The following is a 330-nucleotide window of genomic DNA, read 5'->3' as shown; positions in this document are numbered from 1 at the left end:
GGATTTTAAGTCCTGTGCGTCTGCCAGTTCCGCCACTTCGGCTTTTTTGGCTCCAAGGGTGGGGCTCGAACCCACAGCCTACCGGTTAACAGCCGGTTGCTCCACCGTTGAGCTACCTTGGAATATTTTGGAGGCGACACCCAGATTCGAACTGGGGATCAAGGAGTTGCAGTCCACTGCCTTACCACTTGGCTATGTCGCCGCCTTTTTGGTGATCTATCCGCGACTCGAACGCGGGACACCCTGATTAAAAGTCAGGTGCTCTACCGACTGAGCTAATAGACCATATTAGTTGGGGTGGATAATGAGAGTCGAACTCACGACCTCCAG

The 330-nt window shown here is 53.3% G+C and carries 3 tRNA genes; all 3 read right to left on the bottom strand.

The window, feature by feature from the left end:
• Nucleotides 1–47: 47 nt before the first annotated feature.
• Nucleotides 48–122: transfer RNA gene (locus IC173_RS20540), tRNA-Asn, on the bottom strand.
• A gap of 6 nt (nt 123–128) precedes the next feature.
• Nucleotides 129–202 (bottom strand) — tRNA-Cys (locus IC173_RS20535).
• A gap of 7 nt (nt 203–209) precedes the next feature.
• A tRNA-Lys gene (locus IC173_RS20530) sits at nt 210–285 on the bottom strand.
• Between the last annotated feature and the right edge of the window lie 45 nt (nt 286–330).

The sequence above is a fragment of the Clostridioides sp. ES-S-0048-02 genome (genome assembly GCF_020658495.1).
Taxonomy (GTDB): domain Bacteria; phylum Bacillota; class Clostridia; order Peptostreptococcales; family Peptostreptococcaceae; genus Clostridioides.
The sequence above is the reverse complement of the archived record's forward strand: the minus strand, read 5'-3'. Positions and strand labels throughout refer to the sequence as shown.